The organism is Pusillimonas sp. SM2304, assembly GCF_031628915.1.
Lineage (GTDB): Bacteria > Pseudomonadota > Gammaproteobacteria > Burkholderiales > Burkholderiaceae_B > Pusillimonas_C.
This window is the reverse complement of record NZ_JAVLUJ010000001.1, coordinates 1,213,481-1,237,840: the sequence shown is the minus strand read 5'-3', so window position 1 is coordinate 1,237,840 and position 24,360 is coordinate 1,213,481. Positions and strand designations below refer to the sequence as shown.

General features: G+C 59.9%; 21 protein-coding genes and 1 pseudogene. 2 read left to right on the top strand and 20 right to left on the bottom strand.

Features of this window, described 5'->3' with window-relative positions; all coding sequences use genetic code 11:
* Positions 1-10 precede the first annotated feature (10 nt).
* The 20 genes from RE432_RS05620 to RE432_RS05525 all read right to left on the bottom strand — a co-directional run bounded on the left by RE432_RS05620 (position 11) and on the right by RE432_RS05525 (position 22,484).
* Positions 11-1,114, bottom strand: a complete 1,104-nt coding sequence (locus tag RE432_RS05620) for an LLM class flavin-dependent oxidoreductase (RefSeq protein WP_310932276.1) — start codon at positions 1,112-1,114, stop codon at positions 11-13.
* A gap of 105 nt (positions 1,115-1,219) precedes the next feature.
* Positions 1,220-2,158 (bottom strand): LysR substrate-binding domain-containing protein, encoded by a 939-nt coding sequence (locus RE432_RS05615; protein ID WP_310932275.1) that lies wholly within the window; start codon positions 2,156-2,158, stop codon positions 1,220-1,222.
* An 88-nt stretch (positions 2,159-2,246) separates the two neighbouring features.
* The gene (locus tag RE432_RS05610; protein WP_310932274.1) at positions 2,247-2,741 is read right to left on the bottom strand and encodes a flavin reductase family protein; all 495 of its coding nucleotides are present in this window, start codon (positions 2,739-2,741) and stop codon (positions 2,247-2,249) included.
* Positions 2,742-2,793: 52 nt separating this feature from the next.
* On the bottom strand, positions 2,794-3,960 hold the full coding sequence (locus tag RE432_RS05605) for an acyl-CoA dehydrogenase family protein (RefSeq protein WP_310932273.1): 1,167 nt from the start codon (positions 3,958-3,960) through the stop codon (positions 2,794-2,796).
* A gap of 56 nt (positions 3,961-4,016) precedes the next feature.
* Positions 4,017-5,582, bottom strand: a complete 1,566-nt coding sequence (locus tag RE432_RS05600; RefSeq protein ID WP_310932272.1) for a rhodanese-like domain-containing protein — start codon at positions 5,580-5,582, stop codon at positions 4,017-4,019.
* Positions 5,579-7,225, bottom strand: coding sequence for an AMP-binding protein (locus tag RE432_RS05595; RefSeq protein WP_310932271.1), 1,647 nt, complete (start codon positions 7,223-7,225; stop codon positions 5,579-5,581). The genes RE432_RS05600 and RE432_RS05595 overlap by 4 nt, the downstream gene beginning before the upstream one ends.
* A 17-nt stretch (positions 7,226-7,242) precedes the next feature.
* Positions 7,243-7,659, bottom strand: a complete 417-nt coding sequence (locus RE432_RS05590) for a MaoC/PaaZ C-terminal domain-containing protein (RefSeq protein ID WP_310932269.1) — start codon at positions 7,657-7,659, stop codon at positions 7,243-7,245.
* Positions 7,656-8,126 (bottom strand): MaoC family dehydratase N-terminal domain-containing protein, encoded by a 471-nt coding sequence (locus RE432_RS05585; RefSeq protein ID WP_310932268.1) that lies wholly within the window; start codon positions 8,124-8,126, stop codon positions 7,656-7,658. The genes RE432_RS05590 and RE432_RS05585 overlap by 4 nt, the downstream gene beginning before the upstream one ends.
* 20 nt (positions 8,127-8,146) lie before the next feature.
* Positions 8,147-9,313, bottom strand: coding sequence for a thiolase family protein (locus tag RE432_RS05580; protein ID WP_310932267.1), 1,167 nt, complete (start codon positions 9,311-9,313; stop codon positions 8,147-8,149).
* Positions 9,310-10,479, bottom strand: a complete 1,170-nt coding sequence (locus RE432_RS05575) for an acyl-CoA dehydrogenase family protein (RefSeq protein WP_310932265.1) — start codon at positions 10,477-10,479, stop codon at positions 9,310-9,312. Before RE432_RS05575 ends, RE432_RS05580 begins: the two co-directional genes overlap by 4 nt.
* Positions 10,480-10,490: 11 nt before the next feature.
* Positions 10,491-11,657, bottom strand: a complete 1,167-nt coding sequence (locus RE432_RS05570; protein WP_310932264.1) for an acyl-CoA dehydrogenase family protein — start codon at positions 11,655-11,657, stop codon at positions 10,491-10,493.
* Positions 11,654-12,721 carry an oligopeptide/dipeptide ABC transporter ATP-binding protein gene (locus RE432_RS05565; protein ID WP_310932263.1) on the bottom strand — a complete coding sequence of 356 codons (1,068 nt, stop codon included), beginning with the start codon at positions 12,719-12,721 and terminating at the stop codon, positions 11,654-11,656. Before RE432_RS05565 ends, RE432_RS05570 begins: the two co-directional genes overlap by 4 nt.
* A gap of 46 nt (positions 12,722-12,767) precedes the next feature.
* Positions 12,768-13,769 (bottom strand): ABC transporter ATP-binding protein, encoded by a 1,002-nt coding sequence (locus RE432_RS05560; protein WP_310932262.1) that lies wholly within the window; start codon positions 13,767-13,769, stop codon positions 12,768-12,770.
* A 5-nt stretch (positions 13,770-13,774) separates the two neighbouring features.
* Positions 13,775-14,698: an ABC transporter permease gene (locus tag RE432_RS05555; RefSeq protein WP_310932261.1), complete on the bottom strand. Its 924-nt coding sequence runs from the start codon at positions 14,696-14,698 to the stop codon at positions 13,775-13,777.
* Positions 14,691-15,608 carry an ABC transporter permease gene (locus RE432_RS05550; RefSeq protein WP_310932259.1) on the bottom strand — a complete coding sequence of 306 codons (918 nt, stop codon included), beginning with the start codon at positions 15,606-15,608 and terminating at the stop codon, positions 14,691-14,693. Before RE432_RS05550 ends, RE432_RS05555 begins: the two co-directional genes overlap by 8 nt.
* A complete protein-coding gene (locus tag RE432_RS05545; RefSeq protein WP_310932257.1) occupies positions 15,605-17,302 on the bottom strand; it encodes an AMP-binding protein in 1,698 nt (565 codons plus the stop codon). Before RE432_RS05545 ends, RE432_RS05550 begins: the two co-directional genes overlap by 4 nt.
* 27 nt (positions 17,303-17,329) lie before the next feature.
* Positions 17,330-18,886 carry an ABC transporter substrate-binding protein gene (locus tag RE432_RS05540; protein ID WP_310932255.1) on the bottom strand — a complete coding sequence of 519 codons (1,557 nt, stop codon included), beginning with the start codon at positions 18,884-18,886 and terminating at the stop codon, positions 17,330-17,332.
* 51 nt (positions 18,887-18,937) lie between these two features.
* Complete coding sequence (gene fabG / locus RE432_RS05535) at positions 18,938-19,708, bottom strand: 3-oxoacyl-ACP reductase FabG (protein WP_310932254.1); 771 nt, start codon at positions 19,706-19,708, stop codon at positions 18,938-18,940.
* A 293-nt stretch (positions 19,709-20,001) separates the two neighbouring features.
* On the bottom strand, positions 20,002-20,916 hold the full coding sequence (locus RE432_RS05530; protein ID WP_310932253.1) for an alpha/beta hydrolase: 915 nt from the start codon (positions 20,914-20,916) through the stop codon (positions 20,002-20,004).
* On the bottom strand, positions 20,916-22,484 hold the full coding sequence (locus RE432_RS05525; RefSeq protein WP_310932252.1) for an FAD-dependent oxidoreductase: 1,569 nt from the start codon (positions 22,482-22,484) through the stop codon (positions 20,916-20,918). Before RE432_RS05525 ends, RE432_RS05530 begins: the two co-directional genes overlap by 1 nt.
* A 232-nt stretch (positions 22,485-22,716) precedes the next feature.
* Between RE432_RS05525 and RE432_RS05520 the strand changes: the two genes are divergently transcribed.
* Both RE432_RS05520 and RE432_RS05515 read left to right on the top strand, forming a co-directional pair.
* On the top strand, positions 22,717-22,941 hold the full coding sequence (locus RE432_RS05520) for an acetyl-CoA carboxylase biotin carboxyl carrier protein subunit (RefSeq protein ID WP_310932251.1): 225 nt from the start codon (positions 22,717-22,719) through the stop codon (positions 22,939-22,941).
* Between the two features lie 20 nt (positions 22,942-22,961).
* A pseudogene (locus tag RE432_RS05515) lies at positions 22,962-24,359 on the top strand (acetyl/propionyl/methylcrotonyl-CoA carboxylase subunit alpha); the annotation flags it as partial.
* Position 24,360: the final 1 nt, after the last annotated feature.

Sequence of the window (24,360 nt, the reverse complement as noted above, 5' to 3'; positions counted from 1 at the left end):
GCCCGTGCCCTTAAACGCTTAAAGAATCATGTCTGGACATACGCTCGACATGCTGGCGCAGCAGCGGCATGACAAGCCGGCCAAAAATCTCTGCTTCTTTATCGTGCGGATACCCCGATAAACAAAAACCGCTGCACCCCGCCTCGACAAACTCCATGAGCTGGGCCGCCACCTGCTTGGGGTTGCCCACGACCGCGACGCCGGCGCCCACGCGGACATCATTGATGCCAGTCCAAAGATGCGGCGTCATTTTTCCGCCCTCTACCTTGGCCAGCTCTTTCTGGCGTGCATTCGCAACGGAGTTGATGTTCTGGTCACGCTGCTTCTTTTCCGCTTTACGCTGTTCCGTATCGGCAACCAGCTGATGAGCAAAATCCCAGGCCTCGTCTTCCGTTTCACGGCATATCACCTGCAGGCGCATCGCATAAGCCAGGTCCTGCTCTCTTTGATATTCAGCGGCAATCTGTTTTATTGCCTTGATCTGCTCGCTGATGACCGCGGGGTAATCGCCCCAGAACAGGTGCACCGCCGAATGCCTTGCCGAGATCCCGATGGCCTGGTCGGAGCCGCCCCCCAAGAAGAACTCCGGCATCCCATATTCAAGATCCGGAATGACGGCCGGCTCCTTGACTTGATAGAACTCGCCGTCGAACGTCACGTTCTTTTCAGTCAACAATCTTTTTATCAGCACGACCTCTTCTTCAAGCTGGCGATAGCGCGCCTCTTTTGAGCCCAGTTGCCCTTCCGACACGGCCTCTTTCTCGCTCACGCCGGCAATCAGGTTGATATGGATCCGCCCTTGCGTGAAATTACTGAATGCCGCGATCATCTTGGCTTGGGCGACCGGGTGCGTAAACCCTGGCTTCATCGCCACCAATGGCTTGATCTTCTTGCACGCCGCGGCCACGAACGATGCCGCCGTCCACGCATCCCAACAAGTCGGCCCCGTCGGGAACAGCATATATTCCATGCCGGCGTCCTCGGCATTTTTGTTGACCTTGATGAAGTGCTCCAGGGAACGCGGAATGATTGCACCGGGATCGGAGAATCGTGTCATATCCCCATTCGTGGGGCAAAACCAGCCGATCCTGAGTTGATTGAATTCTTTTCGCATAGCTTGTCTCTTTTCCTGTCGACGCCATTCAAGACATGCTATCAGCGCACATCACATAAATAAAATGATGATCAGTCAGATCCAGTATGAATAGTATTCATGGCGTCACACCGCATCATTCACCGTGAGCGACGACACGATCTCAGTGGTTTTGTCCTTGAGCCATTCAACGCTTTTATCGTTCCGAAAGCGCGGATGAGAGGTCAATATGACGCGAATCGGCGGTGTCTCGACCGGCAGCTCGTAGGCCTTCAGGCCCAATGACGAGGCATACTGCGCAATCATTTTTCCGGGAAGGTGGCATATGAAACCGCAGCGCGCCGCCACCTCTGCCATCACCGAATAGTTCTGAACCACCGCGCCGATGATTCTGCGCCGGCCCAGCCTGGCCAGTGCATGGTCAATGACGGAGCCCCTGTGATCGGGCGGGTGAATGATGACATGCGGAACAGAGAGATACACATCCAGCGGCATTGTGGTGCCCCCGCAAGACATATGCTTGGGAAGCATGGCCGCGAACGGCATGGTGCCCGCCGTAATGGTTTGCACGCCTGCCGACGCCACCGTCCGGGCGCTCACGATGAGCTGTATATCACCGCTTTCCAGCCGCTGGCTCGTGACACGCGGGTCCGAGATGGGCAGCAAGTTCAGCGTGACGCCCGGCGCCGCCTTCCTGACCTCCTGCACCAGCAGCGGCGCGATCGACAGCTCCATGATTTCGCTCATGCCGATGCGAAACTGCTGCGTGGAAACGCTTGGATCGAATGGGCCTGGCGCTGCCAGGGCCATATTGATCTCTTGCAGCGCGCTGGCGATCGGCTGCAGCATTTTCCGCGCCCGGGGAGTCGGCTGCAAGCCGGCGCGGCTTTGGGTAAAGATGTCGTCGTCCAAGGCCAGCCGCAATCGCTTCAGGGCGTGACTGACGGCAGACTGCGTCAGGAACATCCGCTCCGAGGTCAAGGTCACGCTGCGCGTTTCACACAGGTCGATAAAGACCAAAAGCAGGTTGGTGTCGAGCCGTTGAAGATTATTGAATTTACTCATGCTTCAATGCCTTGCCTTGGCCTGCGACCGCGTCATGCCCCCTGGGGAAAACACTCAGGCGCCGCCCTGCGCGGCGCGTGCCCGCCGCCTATAGCTCCGGGTGCGCAACAGGCACCCCATAAGCGCCGCCCGCATAGAGCAAGGGGGTGCGGTCGCTATAGCCAAAGTCCGTGACTTCACCCACAAAAATAACGTGATCGCCTCCTTCGTACTGATGCACGCCCGTACATTCGAACCAGGCCACGCTTTCATCGAATATGGGCATGGCGGCCTTGCCGGAGCGCCAGTCCACGCCCTCGAACCGGTCTTCGATGGGCGATGCGAATCGGGCCGCCAGGCTCATTTGATCGGCGCAAAGCACATTGATCGCATAACGCTCGGACGCCAGGAACACCGGTAAGCTGCGGGAGTGCTTGTTAAGGCTCCACAGCACCAAAGGCGGGGTCAGGGAAACCGAGTTGAACGAATTGGCCGTCAGGCCTATCGGTACGCCCTCGTTTGTCCGGGTGGTGATAATCGTGACGCCCGTGGCAAAACGGCGTAGCGCATCACGAAACCGGCGAGATTCAAGTTCAGCAGTCAAGAGAATTCCTTCATGATAGTAGCGCGCCCAGCAGCATGGGCACTTCCATGGCTCACAGCCGATCGGTGATATCGAAGTTCTGCCCCAAGTGGTACTTGCCGATGGTGGCAGCCGTTTTGTCGACGTTGGAGTGCAAGGTATGGATGCGCAGGTCGCGCATCATGCGCTGAAACTTGCCCGTACCGGTCAACGCATGCGACCCCGCAATCTGGGCCGACTTGTCCATGATGTCGACGACCGTGCGTGTGGCATGCTGCCGCGCCACCATCGCGAACAGCTCTGCTTGCTGAAGATCCCCTTGGTTCCACAACCATGCCGACCGATAGATCAGCCAACGCATGGAATCAATCAGGACGCGGATTTCCCCTAGCCGAAGTTGAGTGAATTGTTCACCCGCCGTGCCTCGCACAGGGATATATTCCGTCAGGGAGTCGAACAAGCCTTCGCTCGCCCCCAGATATTGGGCGGCCAATGACAGATAGTGACGAGCCTGCCATCGGTCATTCGGATAGACGCCCGGCGATCCGATGATCATCGAACTGGGCACCATGCAGTTATCCAGCACAACATCCGGACTGACTGCGGAGCGCATCCCAATGGGATCCCACGAATCCTGAACCACCTCATAACCTTTAGCGCCCTGCGGCACCGCCACGCCAATGTGCCCTTCCATGGGCTTCGCCTCCTTCAATGTCGCGAAGACAATCATGTACTCGGCGACCCCGGCCAACGTTGCGTAGTTTTTCCGGCCATTGAGCATGATGCCTTTGGGGAACTCCTGGGCGGTGGTGTTCAGCATATACACGCCGCGCGCCGTCCGTCCGGGCTCGCTCCCCACCGCGCCAATCAGCGCCCCGCGCTCCAGCACGGGACCCAGCAGGGTTTTCCGCTGCTCCGCCGTGGCAACCTGATCAATAAAATGGGTAGCGTGCAGATGGATATGCAGGCAGTGTGCGGTGGAAAGATCCAGCCGCGCCGTCTGCTCGATAGCCAGCAGGTAAAGCAGCGGGTCCTCGCCCATTACGCCGCTGCCCAGGCCGCCATGCTCACGCGCAATGGTCAACCCCAACAGTCCGTGCTTATGCAGGTCGCGCAAGTTGTCCAGGGGCAGCGCTTTAAGCCGGTCGGACTCCTCGGCCCTGGGTGCAAAATGCTCGCGCGCCAAGTATCCCACCAGCTCGTAGAGATCCTGCTGCGTTTTACTGAAATTGAAGTTCATGTGATGTGTGTCTCCATGCGATCTTTTGCGATGCCGAACCTGAAGTCCAGCGATCGTCAGTCGATCAGTTGCGTTTCCCAATGGATGTAATCGTGCATTGCCTTGACCCCGCGCTTGTACGGTGGAAGCAGTTCGTCATCCTGATGGCTTAGGCCGTCTTTTTCGACAGGCAAGCCCGCCGCAGCCCAGGCTTTGCTTCCGCCGTCCAGCACCCAAACATGCTCATAACCCAACTCGGCCAGTGTGGCGGCGGCATAGCACGCCTGCCTGCCGTCAGCGCTGGCCAACACGACGGTTGCCTCCAGGCCGGGCGCCATGCGCTGAATGCGCTGCGCCAGCCAGGCGCGAGGCAGCCAGCGCGCGCCCGCCACATGCCCCTTCCGGAAGCTGGCGCTGTGATCGACGTCAAGCAGCTGCACGCCGCGATCATCGGCCAGCCACTGCGACAGCGTCTGCACGGAGACCATCCGGGCCAGGCGGCGCACCCGCTCCCAACCCAACGGGCTCGCCGCCTCGCTGCCCACGTGCAGGCTGCCGCCTGCGGCCGTCCAGCCATCCAGGCCGCCCGTCAATACGGCCACATCCGAGCACCCCATGCGCGAGAGCCAGGCAGCCGTCAGATTGGCCGGCGCTTCGCCTTGCCCTGCCAGCACAATCGGCGCGTCCCGCAATGCAATGAAGTCGTCCATGCGCTGGACGGCCTGGCCGCCCGGCAAGGCCAGGCTGCCCCTGATATGCCCCTTCGAATAGTCATCCACGGATCTCACGTCAAACACGTAGCGATTGACGCCTTCCTGCGCCAGCAGATCTTGCAACGCCCGAGGCGTTATGCGCTTGACGCCGGCCGCGTCGGCCATCTCGCGGGCACGGCGTTCGGCATAGGCGGCGCTTTCCGCGGAGGGCTGAGGCGGCGACGCCGGCAGCGGCGCGCCATGCCACAGCTGCAGCCCGGCAAGATGCCACCCTATCGTGCCATTCTCGAGTGCCACGACGTTATCTATGCCCAACTCGCACAAGGTGCGGGTCGCGATAATGCTGCGGGTGCGCCCAGCGCAATGAAGTACAACCAAGTCATGGCTGCGGGCCAGGTCGCGGGCATGCAAAGCAATGTCAAAACTGGGCAATGAAACACCCCCTGGTATGCACGCTTCGGCATGTTCTCCCGGCGTGCGTACATCGCAAACGGCAATATTCTTTCCTTCCTGCATCAGCGCATGCAACGCCAGCGCGTCGATCGCAGGCACGGCATGATCCCGGTTCACGATTTCGCCGAATCGCTTGCTGGGCACATTGTTGCCGGTCGCCGTCGGGGCGCCCTCGCCCTCCCAGCCCTTCAGCCCGCCGTCCAGTACCCAGATGCTGCCGTAACCCAGGCTCGCCAAGGTTTTTGCGGCCGACGCGGAACGGCCGCTTTCGCCGTCGCAATACACGACAAGCGTCGTCGAAGGGTCGGGGACAAGGTGGGCAATCCGGAACTCGATACGATTAAGCGGGACGTTGGTCATGCCCGGGACATGGCCCCGATCGACCTCTACCGGGTCTCTGACATCAAGCAGCGCCACCGGACGCCCTGAGCCGCATAACTTCCGGAACGCATCCGGACGGATTGCCCGTACCGTCATGGCTTGATCCCGTCGAGTTTCGCGCCGGCACGCGCCTTGAGCTCGAGTTTGCGAATCTTCTGGCTGCTTGTCATGGGCCAGTCAGTAATGAACTCGACATGGCGCGGCACCTTGTAGCTGGCAATATGCTCGCGGCAATAGGCCACCAGGGCCTCGGTGGTCAGTTGCGCGGCCGGGTGAGGCTCAATATAGGCGTAGCCCACTTCGCCAAGGCGCCGGTCGGGCACACCCACCACAACGGCCTCACGCACCCCGGGGTAGGTTTTCATGAACTGCTCTATCTCTTGCGTCGCGACATTGAAGCCGCCCGGCTTGATCATCTCTTTGACCCGCCCGCGGTAAATCAGGTAGCCGTCGGCATCGAGCTCACCCAGGTCGCCGCTATGCAGCCAGCCGTCGGCGTCAAAGACTTTGCCATCCTCGTCCGGCTGCTTGTAGTACCCCTTCATCAGGACATGCCCGGCAATGCAAATCTCGCCCACTTGCCCATCCGGCAGTGTTTCATTCGTGTCGACATCAGCGATCCGTATGCGAACCCCATCAACGGGGCGGCCGTTGGTGCCCATTCTTTTCTCAAGGGGGTCATCACACGATGCCCTGGCTACCGCATTGGATGTCTCCGACATACCGTACACACTGATGAGCCCGGGCACACCCAATTCCTGGGTGATGAACATAAAGGACGATTTCGATAGGGGCGCGCCGGTACCGGTACGCAATGACGACAGGTCGTACCGGCCTCTGTCCGCAAACTGGCGCAGGTCCTCGACGATCGCGTCCACGAAAAAGCTGACCGTAATGCCTTCTTTCTCTACCGTGGCGCAATAAGAAGCGGCGTCAAAGCGGTCAAGGATAACCATGCGGGCGCCCGCCAGGTGCATGGACAAGGTGTAGCTGGTGCCGGTGGCCGAGAACAACGGCACGCAGGACAAGTAGCGATCTTCGGGTGTCAGGCGCATGCGCCCGATGGTCTGGAAATTATTCTGCAGCAAAGGACCATGGCAAACCTGCGCCCCTTTCGGAAAAGAGGTCGTGCCCGAGGTATAAAGAATCTGCGCCACATCGTCAGGCTGCACCGCAGCCATCCGCGCCTGAAGCGCGGCATCCGGGCGTCCGTCCGTCAACAGGCTTCGCCCCAGCGCCTCCAGGGCATGAAAATCCTGCATGCCGGCGGGGAGAGCGTCATCGGACAAGCACACCACACGCTGCAAGCCGGGCAGTGCAGCGCTGGACCAGGCATGGGCGGAATGGCCCGGCATGGCCGGCTCCAGCCCTGCAAGCAAATCGATATAGCTCGTTCCGCGCGCGCCGTCCTGCATGATCAACGTCGCCGTGTCAGACTGCTTCAGCACGTAGGCAAGGTCGTGCGAGCGAAAGCGGGTGTTGACCGGTACCAGGATGGCGCCAATCATGGGGACGGCCCAGCGGGCCAGCAGCCATTCCGGCCTGTCCGCCATCCAGAGCGCCACCTTCTCGTGAGGCTGGACACCTATTTCAACGAGCCCCCGGGCAAAGGCAAGCACCCGCTCTGCCAGGTCATTGAAAGAAAGATGGGTATCGCCGTAGCAGACAGCCGGACGCGTGCCGTACGTTTCAGCACCCCATAATAATGCGTCGGCGAAGGTATGATTGCGCCAGTCCATATGAGCCTCACAAGCGTTCAGGTGTTCCAGGCAACCGTTGCATCGCCCATGGCTACTTGCTTTTCACCCACTCGGGCGATCAGTTGGCAACTGGCCTGGATCCCATCGGCGGTGTCTTTTCGTTCTGATACCGTGCCGCTGACCGACACCACATCGCCGGGCCGAACCGGCGCGGTGAATCTGGCCGCGATGCGGCTCACGGCAGCATCTTCCCCGGCCCAGCCCGTCAATGCCCTGCCCATGAATGCCATCGTCAACATGCCATGGGCGATCACGCCGCCCAGCCCGGCCTCCTCGGCATACGGCGCGTCGTAATGAATGCGGTTGTAGTCGCCGGACGCGCCCGCATAACGGACCAATTGCGTGGTGCTGACGGGATCGATGTCCAAGGAAAACGTATCGCCGACGGCGACTTCACGGCCGTTCATGCTCATGCCAAGCTCCTTTGCTCGACCTGCTCGAGCGAGCGATACACGGTGCTGCGGCCCGCCACGAACACGAGCGCGCCGGCCTCGTCATGGCCCTGCAATTGATTATTCAGAAGCTGCATGCGTCCGCGCGCGCCCACTTTATCTTCCACGCCCATAAAGCGAAGGCGGCAAGTCAGCCGCATCCCGGCCGTGATCGGCTTGAAGTACTCAAATGACATTTGGCCGGCGACGATACGGCGCCGGTCAAGGCTGCGCAGCCATACCGGTTCAACGGGAGGCCTGAAGCACGTCGGATAGGTAGGGGGCGCCAGCAAACTGGCGTACCCCTTGCTTCGGGCGTAGGCCTCATCGCGGTACAGGGGATTTGCGTCGCCAATCGCTTCGGCAAACTTGCGTATCTCGCTTTTCTCGATATCGACCTCAAAAGGCTCTGACAGCGTACCCACCAACGAAAGATCAATTTCCGACATACCGCCCCCGTTCCTTACGATCAAGCAAGACGCTCAATCAGGGTGGCGGTACCCAGGCCGCCACCGCAACACATTGACACCAAGCCATAGCGCCCGTCACGACGCTCGAGCTCATTGACGATGGCGGTAATCAAGCGCGCACCGGAAGCGCCCAACGGGTGCCCAAGCGCGATCGCGCCGCCGTTCACGTTGACCTTGTTCATATCCGGCTCCAGCTCCGCCGCCCAGGCGCCCAGCACGGATGCAAAGGCCTCGTTGATCTCGAAGAGGTCGATATCCGCCATCGACAAACCGCTGCGCGCGAGTATCGCCCGGGTCGCGGGAATAGGCCCGGTCAGCATGAGTTCCGGATCGACGCCGACCACGCACTGGTTCTTCAGCCTGGCGCGCGGCCGCAGGCCGTATTCACGCGCCTTGGCTGCCGTCATGAGCAGAACCGCCGACGCGCCGTCCGACACCTGGCTTGCGTTGCCCGCCGTCACCCGCCCATCTTCCTGGAAAACAGTCTTGAGCGTGCCGAGCTTTTCCAGGGAAGTGTCGCTGCGCACCCCTTCATCGCGGGAAAACGCTTTCCCATCGGCGCCGGTCAGCGTGATGACCTCGTTTTCCAGGCGTCCTTCATCCCACGCTTGCGCGGCAAGCCGATGGCTGCGCATGGACAGTTCGTCCAGCTGCTTTCGGTCAAGCCCCCACCGGGCGGCGATACGCTCGGCGGCAATACCCATGGAAGGCATGGAAAACTTTCTGACCAGGTGTTCGGGATAGCGGCGCCCATAATGCGTGTTGTCATTGCCGCCGGCCGTTTTGGACATGAGCTCTACGCCGCCGGCAATCACCACATCGCAGACACCGCTACGTATCAGGTTGTCGGCAATGTGCACCGCCTGCTGCGACGACCCGCAAGCCCGGTTGACGGTCATGCCGGGCACCGTGACCGGAAAGCCCGCCAACAGCAATGCGGTACGGGCAACGTTGCCCGCTTGCTCGCCGACCTGCGTGGCGCAACCGGCGACCACATCATCGACGTCGGCCATGGGCACACCGCTGCGCTCTGCGACGGCACCCAGCACCTTCGCCATCAGTTCTGCGGCGTGCCAGCCCTGCAACGCGCCATTGCGCTTGCCGAAAGGCGTGCGCACGGCCTCGACGATGACGGGCTCTTGATCGGCTATGTGCTGCGAACTCATGCTTTTTCCTTTCGCTTCCACTGGCTGTTCCTGCGTTCCAGGACGTGGCCCGCAATCATGTTTTTATGGACCTGCATCGTGCCGCCATAGATGGAGCCGCCGCGCACTTCACGGTAGCGTCCTTCAACAGGGTATTCAGTCATGTAGCCGTACCCGCCAAGCAGCTGTATGGCGTCGTCGCAGATCTCTTTGGCCGCCTGGGCCACGTAGACTTTTGCCACCGAGGTTTCCAGCGGGGAAGGCAAGCCCGCAGCCGTATTGGCCGCGGCGCGCCAAGTCAGCAGCTGCGCGGCTTCCAGCTTGACCTTCATATCGGCAACCATCCACTGCAGGCCCTGGAAGTCTGCCAGCGCCTGGCCAAACTGCTGCCGCTCCTTGATGTACTGAAGCGCATATTCAAATGACGCCTGCGCCGAACCCAGCATGCGCGAGATGCTGCCCAGGCGCTCACTGTTGTAGACGCTGATCAGTTTGCCGAAGGCATCGCCGTCGATCAGGACGTTCTCGCGCGGGATACGGCAGTCCGACATGAACAGTTCGTACTGCCTTTCACCCGCCATGTTGATCATTCCCGGGGAAATCGTCAGGCCCGGCGCATCGTGGGGAAGGATCACGGCGCCAATGTCCGACGCCTTTCCTGTGGTGCCGAAGCGGCAATAAAGCAATGTCGCGTGGTTGTCGCGCGCTGCGGTAATGAATGTCTTTTGCCCGTTGATGACGATTTCATCGCCTTCGATACGCGCACGGGTTTTCATGGCTGTCGCGGCAGAACCGGCTTCGGGCTCGGTGATGCCGATGCTCAGGCCCAGCTCGCCGCGCACGATGCCGCCGACGTACTTCTCTTTCTGCGCGGCGCTGCCCAACTCGAGCACCGCGCCGACCGCACCGGTGGAAGTCCGGTGGGAAAGGCCGCAAAGCGTGGAGTCGACTTTCTGTATGGTTTGCAGCAAAAGCAGTGTGTCGAGCAGCGGCAAGCCCATGCCGCCGTATTCCGCAGGCATGTTCAGGCCAAGCAAGCCATTCTCCGCCATGGTCTTGCGCAGTGTGTTCAATGCTTCGGGTGTATCCGCCTGACGCGTTTCCTTGGCAAGGGGAAGCAGTTGATTGCACAGTTTTTCCGTCGCATCGATCAGCTCGCGTTGCGACGGCGATATTTGGAAATCCATATAAAACTACCTTAGCGTTGCAGGGTTGAATCAAATACTTCGTCAAGGCAGGCGGACCCGACGATTTGTGAAGTCCGGTCGTGCCCGACATGCAGATAGTGCGTTTGCAGATCCCGCAACATACGGCCCAAGGGGTATTCATCGAACAGCGCGGTCGAACCCGCGAGCTGGATAAGCGTCGTGGACAGGTTGGACGCTACGTGCGCGCAAATGGCTTTGGCTTTCATCGAGGCAAGCTCGGCCTGCAGCACATCGCCGCGGCGCCAGGTGGAAATCGCGCTTTCGAATGCAACCTGCGCGCCATAAAGCTGGATCTGCATTTCCCCGACACGCAACTGCACGAAGGGGTCTTTGCCACGGCCGCGCTCTTTCAGGCTGTTCAGGACCCACTCGTAGGCGCCTTCGATCGTGCCTAGATAGTTAGCGGCAAAGCCCAGGTGGAAACGCCCTTGCCAGCGGCCCTTGGGATACGCGCCCGGCTCGCCCAGCACATGGGTATGGGGAATGAAGACGTTGTCCATGTAGATTTCAGGGCTGGGGCAGACCCGCATGCCCGTGGGCCGATACCAATCATGATTGATCGACAAGCCTTTCATGCCAGGCTCGATGATCACCATCAAGTGGCTTTTCATGTAGTCGGTCTCTCCCTCGACCGTCGCAAAAACGATCGCCAGCCCGTCTTCATAGCCATTGGTCGCGTAGTTCTTGTTGCCGTTGACGATATAGCCGCCCTCTGTTTTCTTGGCGGTTGTCTTGAGCACGTACATATGCTTGCGGCCGGCCTCGCTGCCCACAAACGAACACAGCTTCATTTCCTTGGTCATGGGCGTCAAGAAGCGTTCCCGCTGCTCATCGGTGCCAATCTCGTCAATGGCCCAGGCGACGTGGTTCTGCACTTGCACGCAATGTGCCGTTCCCGGCGAGCCGTGCGCCACCGTGCGAATGGTCTGAAGGAAGGTTGCCGGATCATCCGACATGACGTTGCTGCCCAGCCCGCCATGCTCTCGCCTTACGGTTGCGGTCAGCAGGCCCCTTTCCCAGAGTTCTTTCAGGTTTTCCATGGGCATGGAAACCGAATCATGCAGCGCTTCCTCGCGCTCCCGGAATTTGGTTGTGGCCAGATGTTTGACCTCTTGGAGCAGTGAGGACTGGAGTACGGCATGTGCATCGAAATTCATGTTGTCACCTCGGTATTGGAATTGGGCAAGGAAGAAGACTCGGCCGGATTTGGGTCTCGGACCAAGCGTTGTTTTGTATAGGATTCCAGAAATTCTTCGGCAAAATGGCAGGCGGCCTGGTGGCCGCTCGACAATGGGCGAAGCGCGGGTTTTTCACGCGAGCAGCGACTCTCCGCCCTGGGGCAGCGAGGATGAAACGGACAGCCGCTGGGCGGATTCATGGGGGACGGGATCTCGCCCGTGATAACGACCTTTCCATCATCGTCGTTGCCCCGGCTATCCACCGATGAAATCAGGGCCTGCGTGTAAGGATGAAGAGGACGCCTGACGATGTCGTCGGCATCGGCGACCTCCATGAGCTCACCCAGGTACAGCACCCCCACACGCTGGCTCATATAGGCAACCACGGCCAGGTCGTGCGATATCAGCAAGTACGTCAGGCCAATACGCTGCTGCAACTCTTTCAGCAGGTTCAGCACTTGCGCCTGAATGGATACATCAAGCGCCGAGACGGGCTCATCCAGAATCAGGCATTTTGGATTCAGGCCCAGGGCGCGGGCGATGGAAATACGCTGCCTTTGCCCACCCGAAAATTCGTTCGGATACCGGTCGGCGGCATCCCTCGGCAAGCCGACCAGATCCAGCAGCTCGCGCACCCGTTCCTGGCGCTCGTGCCGGGACAATGACAAGTGAATCCGCAATGGTTCATCGATAATCTGCCCGACGCGCATGCGCGGATTCAATGAGCTATAGGGGTCCTGCAGGACAGGCTGCAATTCGCGATAGGCCTGCAGCCGCGCTGCGCCATCCAGGTTGGCCAGATCGCGTCCACCCACCTCGATGGCGCCTGATGTCGGCGCTTCGGCGAGCATCAGCATCTTTGCGATCGTGGTCTTGCCGGAGCCGGACTCACCCACCAGGCCGAAGGTTGTGCCCGCTTCGACTTCAAAGCTCACACCCGCGATGGCTTGCAGGGGCAAGGGGCGGCCGAACATGCCGCTACGCACCTGATACACCTTGCGCAAGTTGTCGACCTTGATGTGCGGCGTCGTACTTTTGAGCATTTTCAATCTTTCCCTTGCCGACGCAACCCTGGCCGACCGTTCGATATTAATGACATCCGACAAGGCGCTCCTCCGTCAGCCAGCATGCCACGCGGCGCTCTCCTTCATTCCACTCGAACCAATCCGGATACTGCGCACGGCACTGGTCGGTGGCAAGGGAACAACGCGGCGCATAGCGGCACCCCGGCGGCAGATTGCTCAGCGAAGGCTGCTGGCCGGGGATGGCCACGAGCCGGTTCGAATAGGCCGCCAGCGATGGCACCGCGTTGAGCAACCCTTCGGTGTAGGGATGGACCGGGTTGTCGAATACTTCGCGCACCGGCCCCGATTCGACGACACGCCCCCCATACATAATGGCCACGTCATCACAGAACTGCGCCGCAAGATGCAGATCATGCGTCACGAAAACAATGGCCATGTTCTGATCTTGCTGCAGCTCGCGCAGCAGCTTGAGGATCTGCAATTGAACGGTGACATCCAGCGCCGTTGTAGGCTCATCACAGATCAACAGATCGGGCGACAGCGCAACATTGATCGCGATCGACACCCGCTGGCGCATGCCGCCGCTAAACTGAAACGGATAGCTGTCCAGGCGCGACGCTGCCGCGGGGATCTTGACCTTTTCAAGTACCTCGACCGATTTGCGCCGGAGCTCGGCATTGCTGGTCACGCCCTGGTGGTATTTGAATACCTCGCCCACCTGGTCGCCGATGGTCAGCAAAGGATTCAGCGAGGTCATGGCATCCTGCAGAATCATGCCGATTTCGTTACCCCGGACTTTTTCAAGCTCGGCTTTGGACATGCGCGCCAGATCGCGGCCCTTGAACAGGACCTGCCCCTCTACCAGACGCCCGTTGGGTGGAAGCAGGCCCAGCATGGACAGGCATGTAAGGCTCTTGCCCGACCCTGACTCACCCACCAAGGCCAACGCCCGGCCGGCCTTCACCGAAAGACTCACGTTATCGACCGCTGTAATGACGCCGCTACCCGACCGGGAATGGGTACGCAGCATCGTGGTCATGTTTTTTGCTTCCAGAATTGCGCTCATTGTGCTCACCACGCCCTGGACATTGTTGGGTTGAACCAGTCACGCAATGCGTCGCCCAGCAGGTTGGCCGACAACACCGCGGCCATCAGCGCCAAACCTGGAAATGCGCATATCCACCATGCTGTTTCAAGATATCCGCGGCCGTCGGCGATCATCGAGCCCCAGGAAGCGGTCGGCGGCTGCACGCCCAGCCCGAGGAAGCTGAGCGAGGCCTCGAGAATAATGACGATCCCGACATCCAGCGTAGCCAGCACGATGAACGTGCTGATCACATTGGGACTGATATGCGCCATGATGATTCGAAAACGGGATGCGCCGGCCAGCCGCGCCAGCAAGACGAAGTCGCGCTGCTTCAACGACAAAGCCTCGCTTCTTGTGACGCGGGCAAACCGGGCCCAATGCGCAAGGCTCAGGATGATGATCAGGTTGAAAGTGGAAAACCCGATCGCGCCCACCAGCACCAATGCCAGGATCACGGCCGGCAGGGCGAGCTGGATATCTACCAATCGCATTGCAATGCTGTCAATGGTTCCGCCCAGGAAGCCTGCGGCAATACCAAACAGACTGCCGAATATTCCCGCCAGCGCCACGGCGCTGAAGGCAATGAACAACGAGACTTGCGACCCCCAGATGACACGGGACAGCAAGTCGCGGCCCAGTTGGTCCGTGCCGAACCAGTTTTGGCCCGAAGGGCCTTGCAGCGCATTCGCCAATGAAATCGCATTCGGATCGTAGGGGGCCACCCATTGAGGAAACACCGCCGCGATGATCAGGATCAAGGCCAGCACAGATGCCACGCCCAACTGGATTCGTCCAAAGTACCGGCGGTTTGAACCGGGCGGGATGACGGTTACGCGCGGGTCGGCAGGCACCTGCTTCAATCTGGGTGGAGCCGTCTTTCTCACGGCCGATACATTCACATCATGCATAACGTATCCTTGGATCGATTGCCGCATACAGAATATCTGCGGTCAGATTTATGGTCGTGAACACCAGCGCGCCCACCGTGACGGCCGCCTGCACGACGGTGTAGTCGAGGTTGGAAATCGACTCGATCATGAGCCGGCCTACACCCGGCCAGGCAAATACGAACTCAACCGAGACGGCGCCCCCCATCAAGATACCGAACTGCAGCGCGATGAACGTGATGACCGGCAGCAGGGCATTTTTCAGGGCGTGCCGATACACAATGACGCGCTGCGGCACACCCTTGATGCGGGCGAGCTTGATGTACTCCGATTCAAGGACTTCCGTCATGGAAGAGCGGGTCAGCCGCATGATCCCGGCTGACGAGTACCAGCCGAGCGCCACCATGGGCAGCAGAAGATTATCGATATGCCCATAGCCGCCTGTGGGCAGCCAGCCGAGCTGAATCGAAAAAAGGCGTATGAACAGCAGGCTGAACAGGAACGGCGGCGCCGCCTGCCCCAGCACGGCGAATACCTTGGCAATCTGGTCAATAGGCCCTTCCCGGTGAACTGCGGACAAGACACCCAGCGGCAAGCCGATGGCCACCGCAAAGACCAGCGCCGCCGTCGTCAGCAAGAGTGTCGGCCCAAACGCTTCGACGACCACGGACAGCGCCGGCTGCGAGAAGCGATACGACATGCCCAGGTCGCCCATCAGCAGATCGCGCAGATAGGTGCCGTACTGAATGATCAGTGAACGGTCCAGGCCCATTTGCTCGCGCAAGATCTGCCTGTCCGCTTCAGTGGCCTCTGGCGGCAGCATCAAATGCGTCGGATCGCCGATCTGGCGGATCACGATAAAGATAATCAGCGTGACCAGAAGTACGGTAATGCCCGACTGGCCAAACCTGCGAAGTATGTAACGAATCATGCGCAGTTCACCTCGTTCTCGAGTTTGCTTGCGGCACGCGCCTTAAGCTCCAGCTTGCGTATCTTCTGACTGCCGGTCAGCGGCCACGCATTCGTGAATTCCACATAGCGCGGCACCTTGTAGCTGGCAATGTGCTCGCGGCAGTACGACTGCAGTTGCTCCGCCGAGATGTCGGCGCCCGCCTGAGCTTCTATGTAGGCGTAACCGACTTCGCCCAGGCGGCGGTCGGGCACCCCCACGACGACGGCTTGCCGCACGCCCGGATAGGATTTAAGAAATTGCTCGATCTCTTGCGTTGCAACGTTGAAACCGCCCGGCTTGATCATTTCCTTGACCCGGCCCCGATAGATCAGATAACCATCCGGATCCAGCTCGCCCAGGTCGCCGCTGTGCAGCCAGCCTTGCTCGTCGAATACTTTGCGATCTTCGTCGGGGCGCTTGTAATAGCCCTTCATCAGCACATAGCCCGATATGCAGATTTCACCAATCTGCCCGCTGGGCAGGGGCTCATTGGTTTCCACATCCGTAATCCGTATGCTGACGCCATCTACCGGGCGCCCGTTGGTATTCGCTCGTTTTTCTATCGGATCGTCGCACCGCGTGCGAACCACCGCGTTGGACGTTTCAGACATGCCGTACGCGCTGACCAGCTCGGGCACATTCATGGTCTCGGTCACCCAGTGGAACGAGGCGGTTGGCAGGGGTGCGCCCGTGCCGGTACGCAGGCTGGACAAGTCGTAGCGCTTGAGATCCTTGAACGACTTCAAGTCCTGCACAATGGTATCGACGAAGAAGCTGACGGTGATGTGTTCACGTTCGACCATTTCACAGAACAGGCGCGGCTCGAACTGGTCCACAATGACCATCGTCGCCCCCGATAGCCACATGGCCAGGGTGTAGAAAGTCCCTGTTGCCGTGAACAGCGGCACACACGACAAGTACCGGTCGGCCGTCGTCAGCTTGAGGCAGTCGACGGCATAAAAATTGTTCTGCAGCAGCGGGCCATGGCTGACCATAGCCCCCTTGGGAAATGACGTCGTGCCCGACGTATATAGAATCTGCGCAATCGTTTGCCCGTTCAGGCCGGCAATGCGGGCGTTCAGGGCAGCGTCGGGCTTCCCGCCCGTCGCCGCCAATTGCGCCGCGCCCCGCGCCTCTATTTCAAGAAAGCCGGCCATGCTGGCGGGCAGGCTTCCTGCCGGCGCCGACACCAGGCCGATCACCCGCCGGAGCGCTGGCAGCTCTGCGCAGGACCAGGCGCCAGGGGGCTGGCTCTTGTAGCCGGCATCAAGCTGGCCCAGGATGTCGAAGTAGCTGGTGCTTCGGGCGGCATCCTGGACAATCAGCGTGCTGCTGTCGGACTGCGCCAATATGTATTGCACATCGGTATTGCGAAACCGTGTATTGACCGGCACCAGGATGGCGCCGATGATGGGCACGGCCCAGCGCGCTATCAACCATTCAGGACGATCGCTCATCCATAAGGCGACTTTATCGCCCGGCTCCACGCCCAGCTGCATCAAGCCTCGAGCAAACGCATACACGCGGTCGGCCAGTTGGCTGAACGTAATACGTTCCTCTCCATACACAACGGCTTCCTGGCTGGCATACTGCTTGGCGCCCCAGGCCAATGCATCCGCAAAAGAAGCATCAATCCATCGGGATTCCTTGATATTGTTAACGCTATGACCCATACGACCTGGACTGTTGTTCATTTTTACTTATTTCCAGCTCACATTTCGCAGGTTGTAGTAGCCACTGCCATACTGCGGCTCCCAACTGAGTCCGGCGTCTTGCGCGTAGGTGTAATAGAGCTCGCTGATCAGCACGGCATGGCCATCGTCATGCAGCAAGCGGCCGATTTCGCGGAATATTTGATCTCGCTTGGCGGGATCTGTTTCGGCCCCCCCTTCAGCCACGAGCTTTTCAACCTCGGGGTTGAAGTAGTCCGACCAGGTGCCCGCCTTCGTCGCGGCGCCGCTGATGGGGTGAATAGGGTCATAGATGGCGTTGGAAAACTGCATGATCGTCATCGGCCCGCCTTTGTGCGTGTTGTTCAACCGGCTCCATGCCGTATAGTCCATGACCTTGACCGCAGCCTGGACGCCAGCCATCGACCAGTACGCCGAAATGGCTTCGCAGAGTTCTTTAGGCTGGTCGCTTGGGCATAGCAGTTCGGTCTTGAAACCCTTGGGGTAGCCGGCTTCAGCCAGCAGCTTCTTGGCTTTTTCAAGGTCGTAGCCATAGGGCTTCAGGTCGGGGTCCACACCGTAGGGGTAGACAGACGATATATAGGAAGCCATGGGCTTGCCGATGCCATGCAGCACGCCTTTGATGATGGCGTCGATGTCCAATGCGTAGTTCAGGGCAAGCCGGACACCCTGCTTGGACAGCGGCGAATCGGGCACGTTGGAATACAGGCGCACTGCCAGCGGGCTGCCGATGGGCACAGAAGTCACTTTCAGGCCTTTGGTTTCTTTCATGCGGGCGACATCGGCGCCCGGCACATAATCGACGATGTCGGCCTCGCCGGTAAGAATGGCATTGACACGGCTTGCAGGCTCGGGGATAACCTTGAAGATCAGGCGCTTGATGCCTGGCTTGGCGCCCCAATAATCGTCGAAGCGCTCAAGCTCAATCGATTGGCCGATTTTCTGGCCCGCAAACTTATAGGGCCCCGAACCAATGGGCGCGCGCGCGAAATCTTCAGGTGTCGGCAAGGATTCGGTGTAAGCCTTGGGCACCAGCAGCAAGTAGCCGGCGATCTTGTTCAGAAAGGCGCCGTCCGGATGCTTCAGGTGAAAAGTCGCCTTGTGGTCGCCATCGGTTTCCACACGGTCGACCAGGTTTGCAAAGTACGGGCGCCGGGTGCTTTTGACGACGGGGTCCAGGATGCGCTCGAGCGAATACTTGACGTCGGTTGAAGTCAGCAGCGTACCGTCATGGAACCGGACGTCGTCCCGCAGGGTAAAGGTGTAGGCCAGGCCATCGTCCGAGATGTCGACCTTGGTGGCCACCCAGGGCTGAACCTTTCCCTGGGCATCGAAGGCAAACAGCGTATCGTACATTTGCCAGCCGTAGCGCTGCGAATCGCCCGTAGCCGCCACCTGGCCGTCCAGGTTGCCAATCGCCTTGCCCACGCCAAAAACAACGGTTTCCTTATCGATCGCAGGCTTGCCATTGACGGCCAGCGACGGGGAACTCCAGAATGCTGCCGCGCATACGGCCGTCAGGACAGCGGCACGAACGGGGAGGGATTTGATAGACATTTGATTCATGATGTTCACTCAAAATAAGATCGTTGCGTTGTTTGAAGTGCGGGCGCATGCCTACCGCAGCGTTTCAGGGCCACCCTTCACATAGATGATCTGGCCCGACACAAAGGCGGCATCTTCACTGCACAGGAAAGCGATGACGTTGGCAATGTCGCGCGGCACCCCCACCCGGCCCAGCGGTATATTCTTGGCGCGCATCAGTTTGTATTCTTCCGGGTCAATGCCCCGCCGCTCGGCCGTTTTACGCGTCATTTCCGTGTCGACGAACCCGGGCGCCACCGCATTGACATTGATATTGAAGGGGCCGAGCTCGATGGCCGCTGTGCGGGTAAATGCCTGCAGGCCTGCCTTCGCCGAGGAATAATTGGCTTGCCCCCGGTTGCCCAGCGCCGACGTGGAGGACAGATTGACGATCTTGCCGGAACGCTGTTCCACCATGTACTTCTGGGCGGCTCGCGTGCAAAGAAAGGTCCCGCGCAAATGCACGCCCATGACCGTGTCCCAGTCATTGACCGACATTTTGAATAACAGGTTGTCGCGCGTAACCCCTGCATTGTTGACGAGGATATCCAGGCGGCCAAGGGCTTCCTGCACTTGCTGGAACAGGGCGTCGACCTGCTTTTCGTCAGTCACGTCGCACCCGACCCCTATCGCCCGGACGCCAAAATCCTTGGCAAGGGTGCTGGCGGCCTGGGCTGCCGCATCGGCATCCATGTCGCACAGGGCGATGTCAGCCCCCCCTTCTGCGAATTTTTCAGCGCAGGCATAGCCGATGCCCCTGGCAGCACCGGTGATCAGCGCTACTTTTCCTTCAAACTGCCCCATCAGGCTTGTCTCCTTGGTTAGGGTCCAGGTGGTGAGCCATGCCCACTGGCTGGCCATTGTGTCAAGTCAGTTTATACAGCCATGAACGTGATGTCAATATATGGACTTGTTATTAGTTTATTGGTGTTTTCACTTATATCCACCTGCCTTCAGGCCGGTATCTCCATGGGATATTTCAATGTTAAAATTGATATAAATATTGTTTTTTAGCATTTTTTATGCGATTTTCAGCCAAATATGCTCACTGATTGGCAATTTCGCCGTATCCAAATAAAGAATATTTTAATTCCATATTATGGACTTATTTTGTTTATCCACTCCATTGCAGCAGCGTTTACGCAGCGCGCGCACTCATAAATGACCCAGTGGCCCGCATCGGGCACCACGACGCTTTCCATTTGGGGCGCCACGGCCCGCAAGGCCGCGATGCGCGTGCGGACATCGGCATCGAAAGCATCCCGCCCTCCCCACACCCCCAGCAACGGCAGGTCCACGCCTTCCAGGGCGTCCAGCAAAGAAGACGGGTGCGCGGTGAAGGGACCGCGGAAGCGGGCGGAAGCCACGTTCTCATCCTGTATGGCGACCGCCTGATCGTCGATGTTTTCCGCTCGCGCGAACATCAGGACCTCAAGGTTGTGCCGATGCGCAGCCGCCCGCTCCATGGGCGACTGATGCCGTTGCGATACAGGCTTCAACCCAAAATCCAGGCCAGGCCTGTGGCCCAACCCGCCCGGCCCAAAAAGAAGGAGCCCGGCGGGACGGCGCTTGATGCCGCTATCGGCACGCATCAAATAACGAAGCATCCAGCCTGCGTATATGCCGCCCAAGGAAAAACCCGCCAAGAACAGCGGCGCGCCCTGGACAGCCAAGACAGGCAGGCGGTCTTGCAGCGCGAGCCACCCCTCTCCCAGGGCCCGGCCCATATCCGGCGGCATGCGCTGCGCCGGGGCGTTGCCGGATTCGCCAAACCCCGGCATGTCGACCGCAACGACCGTACACGTTTCCGACCATGCCGGGACATTGCGCAACCAGTGCGTCCAGGATCCATAGGAGCCATGCAGCAGCACGATGACCGGAGCAACCCGGCCGGGCCGCTGGCTGCCGCATTCCCATACCCTCCAGACAATGGACTCCTCTTTGCTCCGGCCTGTGGCCAACGCCCTGGCCAGCCCGCCCAGCGCTTTGACCTCTGACTGCACCGGCGCCATCAGGCGCCCGCCCCAAGGGCTTCCGGCAAGGAGGCGCACACTGCCCTGGCCGCAATGCGCCCCCCTACAAAACATTCGGCCAAGTTGCCGCCCGCCATATAGACGTGGCCAAACACACCCCCGAGCTCGCCCGCCGCATAGAGCCCCGGTATCGGATCGCCGAAGGCATCCAGCACGCGCTGCTGCGCGTCATGGACGGGCCCGCCTTGCGTGTTGATGACCATCGGCCACAATCGCGCGGCATAGAACGGCGGCTTGATGAGGGGCATCATGGTTTCCGGACGGCGGCCAAACTGGGCATCCACCTGATTGCGCACCCCCTCGTTCCACTGGCCGACGGTTTGCTCGAGCGCCTCGGCATCCAGGCCCAGCAGATCGGCCAGTCCAGCGATCGATTCCGCCTTGAGCAAAATGCCGTTGTCCACCTCTTTGAGATTGTCGGCGCTCCATTCGTAGCAGGCGTGGCGATCATTGGTCATCGAGCGCCCCATCGGATAGCATTTGCGGCCCTCTTCATCGAACAGCATGAACGAAGGCATGCGGGTGTGGCGGTAGGCGGCGGGGTCGTAATGATCGAACTGGCGCACGCCCGTATCCGACATATAGGGCGGGTATTCATTGACATACCGACGCGCATGCTGATCGACGATGATCCACGCCATCTTGGGCAGCGGCTTGACCGTTCGCTCGGGCGTCCACATGGGCAGCAGCTTGGCATACAGCCCAAAGGGATAGTCGGGATCGGGGTGGCGCATGCCGTAGGGGCCGTGATACAGCCACATATGCCAGAGCGCCGCCCCCATCTGTTGCGCCATGCGTATGCCGTCGCCGGTGTTCCCCCGGAAGCTGCCGGTAATGACAGGCGTCGACACAAGAAACTGCTTCTTGAGCTCTTCGTCCGCCTCGAAACCGCCGCAAGCCAATATGACACCCAGGCGCGCGCGCACTTGCACCGGCGTCCGGCCACCCTGAACGTTGCGCGCAATACGCGCGCCGCACACCCGGCCCTGCGTATCGCGCAACAAGCGCTCGACCGGGCTGTCCAGCCACAGCTGGATCTTTCCCTGAGCCTGCAAATGCTCGACGTGGTCCGCAAGGAGCTTGAAGAGATAGCAGCCCGGCCGCATGGGCCGAACGGCAAGGTAGCCGTCCCGCTCTTTTTCCGGCGAGCCGCCAAAGCCGGGAATCGCCGACACCTCGGCGTAACCCAGGGCGTCACACCCGGGAAATGGGTAATTGCCGGGCGCAGGAACGACATCGATGGTGGCGCCATTGAGCTTGGCCAGTTCGCGCAGATAATCGGGCAGTTCGGCCATGCCTTCGGCCAGCGCCTGCAGCACGTCATCAGGCGTGCGCCCGCCGCAGGTGTGATGCAAATAACTGAACCCCTGCGCGACGTCATTGCAAATGCGCACCCCACCCGCCGACAGGATGGAGATACCCCCCGGATCAGGCATTTTTTCGACCAGCAACACCCGGGCGCCCGCCCGAGCGGCTTCGATCGCCGCTACGGCGCCTGCCGCACCGTAACCCACAACCAGTACATCGAACTCAGTGCTATCAAGCAAACCCACATCCATTGTCTCATCCTTTATTCAGCCGCGATTTATAGTCCATATATTGACATTATTTATTGATATGATATTAGAATTCAAGCAATAATCCAACCATCAATTTTTCCTTGCATATCAATATAATTGTGCAAAGTGCCTATTATTGCGATACCATTCTTTTTGACGCTGAAAAAAGAATGAAGAATCAGCTTTTATTAATTTTCCATATATTGGAATTGAATACATTATGAAATCAGTCTCTATCAAGTCCGAGATCACCGGAACCGTTTGCTCAATCGTCGCCGCCGTAGGCCAGCAGGTGGAAGAAGACGACATCATCGTGCTGATCGAATCCATGAAGATGGAGATTCCGGCTCAAGCTCCTTGCGCAGGCATCATCACGCAGATCCTTCCCCAGGAAGGCGACCTGATCAATGAAGACGACGTAATCGCCATCATCGAAGCACCTTGAGATGCAGCGGGAGCCCAACCATGCTTAGCAAAATACTCATCGCCAACCGCGGCGAGATCGCGTGCCGCATCGCCCGGACCGCCAAAAGAATGGGGCTGCGCACTGTCTCGGTCCATTCCGAAGCGGACACGCAAGCGCTGCATGTGCGCCAGACTGACGAGTCCGTCTGCATTGGCCCCGCGCCCGCAACAGAGTCGTATCTGAATATTGATCGCATCCTGGCGGCCGCCAGGCAAACCGGCGCACAGGCGGTTCATCCGGGCTACGGCTTTTTGTCGGAGAATGCGGAATTCGCTCGCCGCTGCGCCGAGCAGGACCTGGTTTTCATAGGCCCCTCGGCATCGGCCATTCAGGCCATGGGCTCCAAGTCCGATGCCAAGATGCTCATGGCCGAGGCCGGCGTCCCCCTGGTCCCCGGCTACCACGGGGAAAAACAAGACCCCGGTTTCCTGGCCGAGCAGGCCGAAGCCATCGGCTATCCCATCCTGATCAAGGCAAGCGCGGGCGGCGGCGGCAAAGGCATGCGGCGGGTCGATACGCCATCCGGATTCAGCGCCGCGCTCACAGCCTGCAAGCGCGAAGCGCAGAAAGCCTTCGGCAATGACGACGTCCTGATCGAAAAATATATTCTTCAACCCCGCCACATCGAGATCCAGATATTTGCCGACCATCACGGCAACGCCCTCCACATGTTCGAACGAGACTGTTCAGTGCAGCGGCGCCATCAGAAAGTGCTTGAAGAAGCACCCGCTCCCCACTTAACGCCTGAACGGCGCCACGCCATGGGCCAAGCGGCCATCAAAGCGGCCAAGGCAGTCGGGTACACCGGCGCCGGCACGGTTGAATTCATCGTAGAACCGTCAGGCAACTTCTATTTCATGGAAATGAACACCCGTCTGCAGGTCGAGCACCCCGTGACCGAAATGATCACCGGCCTGGACCTGGTGGAATGGCAGATACGCATTGCCCGCAAGGAACCCCTGCCGCGCGCGCAAGACAGCCTTGCCATATCCGGGCATGCGATCGAGGCGCGCCTATACGCCGAGAACCCGGCCAAGCACTTCTTCCCTTCCGCGGGCCTGATCAAGACACTTACCCTGCCCGAAGCCATCGAAGGGGTGCGCGTGGACACCGGTGTTCAAGCGGGGGATACCGTTACCCCCTACTACGATCCGATGCTGGCCAAGGTGATTGCCTGGGGCAAGGATCGCAACGAGGCCATCGACCGGCTGACCCGCGCCTTGCAGGCAAGCCATATCGAAGGGGTATGGAGCAATATCCGTTTTCTGGAGCGCGTCATCAATTGCCCCTCGTTCCGGCACGCCGACCTTGACACCGGCCTGATCGAACGGGAACACGCCTATCTGTTCGCCTCGTCCGACACAGCGCCGGCCAGCACCGCCCCTGCGGCAACGGCAG